The following is a 6119-nucleotide window of genomic DNA, read 5'->3' as shown; positions in this document are numbered from 1 at the left end:
TAACACCAGAGTTAAGCCGCGCCACGAAGTGGCGTCGGCTTGGACGAATTGTTAGGCCGCGACATACGCGCCTAGGCCCATGCCATGCTGCCACGCCTCCCAGCGACCATTTGGGTCTAGCTCCCCGTACACGCCTGCGCTTGGATCATAGGCGAAGCAGTAGCCCGCCAGATCGTCCCCCAAGACCAGCAGGTCGGGCGGCCCGACCGGTATGCCGTATACGTCCTCCGAGGTCAAAGGTCCGTTGTAGATCACTTTGCCATTAGGGGTATCTCCCCAACCATGGCCAAGAAGGTGCGAGATGTATTCGGCGGGAAGCTGCGGGCAGCGCGATGAAAGTTCCGCTGCTTCTCCCTCCGAAAGCCTAGTTGCTGCCATAGCGGCCTAACGCCTGAATTAAGCCGCGTCGCGAAGCGGCGTCGGCTTGAATGAATTGTTAGGCGACGGGATCAAGGTCGCCCGGAAACTTGGTTGCAGTGTCCCACTGTGTCTCTGGGAAATCCTCAGGGATATTGCGTCTGAACCAAGCGCGATTGAGGTGCGCGTAAACGTGGCCTAGGTCCACCCGAAGATCACCCTCTGAGTAGTCAGGATCTTGGGAGATTTCCTTGATCAGGTTGCCTAGGTGCTCGTGCGCATCAACAAGCTCGTAGAGCAAGAGAGCCCAGCCAACTGGATTGGTCTCGCGATTGATCATCAGCCTGTCGCCTAACGCCAGAATTAAGCCGTGCCGCGAAGCGGCATCGGCATGAATGAATTGTTAGGCTCTAGCGACGTATGGTCTGAGAAGGTGATATGGACCGCTGCCGGAGCATCGCCGTAGTGAGTGAAAAAATGGAATTCTTGCTTTGTGGTGTGCTCATTGCCAAAGATGTCCCAGCAACTAATCAGCAAGTGCCCGTCTATCTGGGTAATCTTGCGGTCGTAATCCTTGACGATGAGCGCGGGTAGCCGCGTTAGCTCAGAATGTTTTCCCGGCTCAATATGTCGCGGTACTGCCGGGATGTGATTGAGATCGGATGCGTAAAGCGGATCAGCCAGCTTTTCAGGCGTGATAGGAAACTCTTCGCCATTGATCCAAATCCGTTCCGGCACCCAAGTGACCGTCGTATTGATAGCGGCGCCGGAGCCATAGTTTCTGAGCTCACTATAGTGGCGAACTGTGCGTTTTCCGTTCTCTCCTTCGCCGCCTAGGACTACGGACTCCTTGCTCTTAGGAAGATGTGCAAGCGCTGTCTCAAGGTACCTCGGGTCTACGCCTGGAATGCGATGTCCGATTGCTTTAAAGGAAATCGGAAGTCGATAGCCCCCCGGCTGAAAAGCCAGATAGGGGCGGTGACGAAGCTGCCTGTCCCGTTGAACCTCTCGCAGAGTACGCACTGCGACCCAAAGCGACACGAGTACACCAGCAGCTGTTACCAGCGTTGCTAGAATCTGCGCGATATTGCTCCAGTCATCTAACGACAGCACCATAACTCTCCCCTAGAGCCTAACACCTTGAATTAAGCCGAGCCGCGAAGCGGCTTCGGCTTGGATGAATCGTTAGGCCTCACTCTACGTCCACGCCAGAGCGCCCGGCAACACTGGCGCAGTTAGCCAGCGAGTCCGGGGGTGGAGCGTCTGGGTGAGCGCCCATGGTGCACACGTGAGCGCAGCGCCCACCAACGAACGAACCTGAAGGGCTGCTGATGCAGCTGACATAGCAGTCATCAAGCTCGGTGCAGCGAGAACGAAAGGCTGCTATCTCACACTTCTCGCGAGCCGACAGCTCACGCCGAGACTTTGCCGCGCAGTTGAGGAACTGGCCAATGTCACCAACATCGGGGGGCGGTGGAACCGAAACCGTTGCATCAGGTGATGTAGGACTCTGGGGGTTGCAAGCGGCTACGAGCAGCAGGCATGTCAATAGCGGCAGATGCTTCATGTGAGGCCTAACACCTGAATTCAGCCGACCCGCGAAGCTCCGGTTCGGCTTGAATGAATTGTTAGGGCCCGCCCGCATGGCTAGAGCAGCCCCTGCTTGTTGTACCAGCTGTAGCAGAGCGCCTCAAAGAAACCATAAACGACCAGACTAGCGAGCCACGAGAGTGTGGCGACATGACCATAATCGCCTGGAATAAACCACGCGACGCAGCTAAAAACGAACAGAGGCAGCGCGATAAGCCAGAACACAAGCTTGATGCGCCATGGCAGAAGGCGCCATCTCCGTCTCTTCAGTTCGTCTCGATCCATGTGCGAGGCCTAACGCCTGAATTAAGCCGACCCGCGAAGCGGGTTCGGCTTGAATGAATTGTTAGGCGCCATACCGATACAACAGGTATGCCGCCAGAGCAACAGCCACAACCGCAACTAAAAGTCCGTTCCCAGCGCGCTTGACCGCCGCTGCCTCCGCAGGCGTCAGGGACAACATCGGAGCAAGGGTAGACCGCCAAGCTATCCATGCCGCAAATACGGTAATGGCCAACCCGGTAGGCCACCACTGCCAAAGGGCCAAAGAAGCAAGTATGGCTCCAGCGCCTATGAGATGCGCGACGAGCTTCAGCATCCAGTCCATCGGCGGCACGTAAGCGTAGTTGCCACAGGATTGGCACAGTGCCGGTGCCGCACTGTCCGACCACACCTTGGCCAGACGCGAGATTCCCTGCTTTTCATGACACGTCGGACAGGTTGGCATGGCGCCTAACGCTTGAGTTAAGCCGCCGCGAAGCGGCGTCGGCTTGAATGAGTTGTTAGACGCGCTTCGTCCGCGCCTCTCGCAGAGAGCTAAGAAGGCGACGCCATGAAAGTCCGTGCTCGCGGCACTTGGCACGAAATTCGGCAAGGCTATAAATATTGGCATTGCTGAACCCTCCTAACCTAGTGCGGTGCACGTCCCACGACGACACAACGAGCGCTCGATCAAAATTCTGCCCCAGGACCCTTATTCTCTCTGCTGTTCTCCGGTGACGAAGCCTAGCGCGGATCACAAACAGCGCCCCTAGCATGTCCTTAATGTTGTTGAAGTCAACATTTAAAGGAAGGCATACGGCTCCCGCATATCGGACGAAAACCAAGGCATCTTTACGCAAGCACTCGTCATTGTTGAACTGTAGCCTGATGTAAAGCGCATCTTTCTGAGTCAGGTGGTTCCTAGAGTTCCAAAAAATATGTAGGGAGCCAATTTGCGAGTCATCAATCAGTAGCCCGCTCTCTCCAGTCAGAGAATCGATGATCGGTTTCGTGATGTTATCGATGTCTCCGACCTTGTCGGTCTCTTGTCTTTGCGTGCCATGCAAGTACCACAGCAGCTCAAGGTTGACTGGGCCTGCACATATCCATTCAAAGGGTCGCAGCTGCTCTTGAATGGCGGAGCAAAGCTCGTCGCGAGCTTCTTTTTGCGACTGGATGCTCACGATACGATCGAACTCAATTCTTAGCTCAAGCTCGGCCGTCGCCAACTCTTCAATCTTGAAGTGATTGGCGGCGTCGCAGTTGCTTGTATGCAGCGAGAGTTTGACCATCGTCCTGAGCGCCTAACGCCTGAATTAAGCCGACCCGCGAAGCGGGTGGGACTTCCTACGTAAAAGTGAACACCTGCGGGTCACGCACATTGCAGTTCATACTCCGCCGGGGACTGGTATCCGAGCGCAGAGTGCAGTCGCTGGTGATTGTAGAAGTGGACGTAGCTGCGCACGGCATTGCGTAGCGCACGGTCGCTGTCGAAGGCCTGGCGGTGATACATGTCGGACTTCATCGACTTGTTCCAGGACTCCATGTACGCGTTGTCGTTCATGCGATGCGGTCGGTTGGCCGATTGCTGGAGGCCGGCTGAGACCAGCTTACGCTTGAAGTCGCCAGCCAGGAACTCGATCCCCCGATCGCTGTGGAAGAGGGTATCGCAGCCAGGCTTGCGTGCGCGCAAAGCGGCCGCCAGTGCTCGCCGCGTCAGCGCGGTGGTGCGATCGGCACCCAACGACCAGCCCAGCAGGCGGCGGGAGTGTCGGTCCATGACCGTGGCGAGGTATCGCCACTGGCCGCGCACTTTCAGGTATGTCACGTCGGCCACCCAGACTTGGTTGGGGCGTGTCGGCGTCACCTCGTGCGCCCGGCTCTCGACGGTGGCCAGGAAGCGCGCCAGAGCGGGCCGACGGCGGTAGAGACGGGTTGAGCAGGCTGCGATCCCTTCAGCCCGCATGAGCCGCTCCACCCGGCGCCTGCCGACCTGCTCTCCCTGGCGCTGCAGGGCTGCATGGACGCGCGGGCTGCCATAGGTCTGCCGGCTGCTGTCGTGCACTTGGCGGATCTTCTCCACCAGCGCCCCATCCTCGAGCGAACGCGGGCTTGCCGGGCGGGCTGCCCAGGCGTAGTAGCCCGCCGGGCTGACGCCGAACATGCGGCACATCGACCTCACCGGGTGCGTTTCCTGGTGGTGCTGGATGAAGGCGAAGACGTCGCCTTTCGAGCCGAAGTGAACGCGATGGCTTTTTTAAAAGGTCGTGTTCGAGCTTCAGACGCTCGTACTGTTGTTTGACTCGACGCAGCTCCTTGAGCTCGGCCGCCACTGCCGGATCCACATCCACACCCTTGGTCATGATCTGCCCCTCCCGCGCCAGCCTGCGCCAACGAGACAACATGAAGGGATGGATGTAAAGCGAGTCGGCGACGTCGGCAACCGACACCCCTGGCAACTGGCTCAGGCGGACGGCGGTTGCCTTGAACTCGGGGCTGTAGCAGTACGTGGTTCTGGGACCTGGCTTTGGCATGGGAACACTCCTGAAGCTAGATCAGGGTGTCCACTGAACCGAAGGAAGCTCCGCTTCGGCTTGAATGAATTGTTAGCTCTCGCTAGGATCCTGCACGAACGGGAGATGCCCCCATAAGGCAAGCGTCATGTTGGAACAGGTGCCAAGCGCCGTCACCCTCTCGTTGGCGTCTATCACATGGTCCGGATAAATGAGTCCGGTGTACATGCCCAGCAAGTAGATGTTGCTCTCCCGTTCCACAAAGACTGGGCCGCCTGACATTGCAGGCGCGCCAGAACCATCCAAAAGCGCCTCCTGCATTCGGCCGCCAAATAAGGTGGCTGCAACATGGCGAGTTAGAACAACTGGAGTGGGTTGCTCTGCACCAAAGGCGCTAAAGCCATACGGGTAGCCAACCACGTACAACTTGTCACCAACTGTGAGGTTTGTGATGCCAGGAAAGACATTGGACTCATCTATGACCTGCATTTCTGTGACGCGTAGGTCAGAGGGCAATTTGATCTTTACGGCATCGTGCCAAAAAGGGACGAAGAGCTGGATGGCATTCAGGTCCGCATTTGGTATGTGGCGATTGTCTTGATACCAAAGCGGCCTTTTGGGGGTGGCAGTGGTGTCGTAGAGCGGGAGGATCACGGACTGAAGCCCGCCGACTGTTGTTACGCCGGGCTGTTGCTGCTGGGCGTCTTGCATGTTGATTTCAATGTAGGCGCGGTCAGGAAGCCGATGACCTACTCTCAAATCGTTCTTGTCGTAACCGGTAACGACGTGCCAGCAGGTATACAAGAATAGGTCGCTGCCCTCTCGCCGAATGAAACCGCTGCCGGTCTTCAAAGGCTGCCTTTGCTCATTCAAGCAGCGGAGAAGCACCCCCTTAAATGGGAGCTCAAATCGCTGGAAGTGCATGGGTCTGACGACACTGCTCATGAGAGCTAACGCTTGAGTTAAGCCGCGCCGCGAAGCGGCGTCGGCTTGAATGAATTGTTAGGCATGTGCCCCGGAATCTGTGGGAGCAAATGCCTCTGGTGATGCAAGTAGCTTGACACGGAAAGCATGAGCCAGCGTCTCGTCGCTTGGCACAGCAACCCAGTACAGCTGGTTTAGGCGCTCCTCAGTCTCATCAGTATCGTCCGGCGGCTGCTGAAAAACACGGGCTGCCTCAGCCAAGCCAAAGTAGTTGAAGCCAGCCACTGCCGAATCGACCTCAGGCTGACTCAAGCACTCCAGGGCGTGGACCACGCCACCATTCATTGCGAGGCCGTGCGCGAGCAGAAGTGATGCAAGAGCTTTGTTTCCGGCGGCTGGCGACGGCCCGCCAGACTCAAGGCAAGCACGGTTCCATATTTGGTCCTGCCGAGAGAGTTTCACCACATGCCTAAC

General features: G+C 57.5%; 6 protein-coding genes and 2 pseudogenes. All 8 read right to left on the bottom strand.

The features are described 5' to 3' along the window. Positions 1-436: 436 nt before the first annotated feature. Entirely contained in the window at positions 437-697 is a 261-nt protein-coding gene (locus QFW77_RS03045; RefSeq protein ID WP_280572801.1) for a hypothetical protein, read from the bottom strand. Between the two features lie 23 nt (positions 698-720). Beyond that, on the bottom strand, positions 721-1473 hold the full coding sequence (locus QFW77_RS03040; protein ID WP_280572800.1) for a hypothetical protein: 753 nt from the start codon (positions 1471-1473) through the stop codon (positions 721-723). Between the two features lie 531 nt (positions 1474-2004). Beyond that, positions 2005-2232: a hypothetical protein gene (locus QFW77_RS03035; RefSeq protein ID WP_280572799.1), complete on the bottom strand. Its 228-nt coding sequence runs from the start codon at positions 2230-2232 to the stop codon at positions 2005-2007. A 497-nt stretch (positions 2233-2729) separates the two neighbouring features. Then, on the bottom strand, positions 2730-3500 hold the full coding sequence (locus tag QFW77_RS03030; protein WP_280572798.1) for a RusA family crossover junction endodeoxyribonuclease: 771 nt from the start codon (positions 3498-3500) through the stop codon (positions 2730-2732). Positions 3501-3580: 80 nt separating this feature from the next. Next, positions 3581-4426: pseudogene (locus QFW77_RS03025) on the bottom strand (IS3 family transposase); the annotation flags it as partial. Between the two features lie 94 nt (positions 4427-4520). Beyond that, positions 4521-4742: pseudogene (locus QFW77_RS19090) on the bottom strand (transposase); the annotation flags it as partial. 72 nt (positions 4743-4814) lie between these two features. After that, positions 4815-5666, bottom strand: a complete 852-nt coding sequence (locus QFW77_RS03020) for a S1 family serine peptidase (RefSeq protein WP_280572797.1) — start codon at positions 5664-5666, stop codon at positions 4815-4817. Between the two features lie 57 nt (positions 5667-5723). Further along, a partial coding sequence (locus tag QFW77_RS03015) for a hypothetical protein (RefSeq protein ID WP_280572795.1) occupies positions 5724-6119 on the bottom strand: 396 nt, incomplete at its 5' end.

The sequence above is a fragment of the Luteimonas endophytica genome (assembly GCF_029887875.1).
Lineage (GTDB): Bacteria > Pseudomonadota > Gammaproteobacteria > Xanthomonadales > Xanthomonadaceae > Luteimonas > Luteimonas endophytica.
This window is presented reverse-complemented; position numbering and strand designations above follow the sequence as displayed.

What these genes read in the sequence shown, in the direction of transcription:
- QFW77_RS03045 (WP_280572801.1), bottom strand. Translation starts at nt 697, where the DNA reads ATGATCAATCGCGAGACCAATCCAGTTGGCTGGGCTCTCTTGCTCTAC.
- QFW77_RS03040 (WP_280572800.1), bottom strand. Translation starts at nt 1,473, where the DNA reads ATGGTGCTGTCGTTAGATGACTGGAGCAATATCGCGCAGATTCTAGCA.
- QFW77_RS03035 (WP_280572799.1), bottom strand. Translation starts at nt 2,232, where the DNA reads ATGGATCGAGACGAACTGAAGAGACGGAGATGGCGCCTTCTGCCATGG.
- QFW77_RS03030 (WP_280572798.1), bottom strand. Translation starts at nt 3,500, where the DNA reads ATGGTCAAACTCTCGCTGCATACAAGCAACTGCGACGCCGCCAATCAC.
- QFW77_RS03020 (WP_280572797.1), bottom strand. Translation starts at nt 5,666, where the DNA reads ATGAGCAGTGTCGTCAGACCCATGCACTTCCAGCGATTTGAGCTCCCA.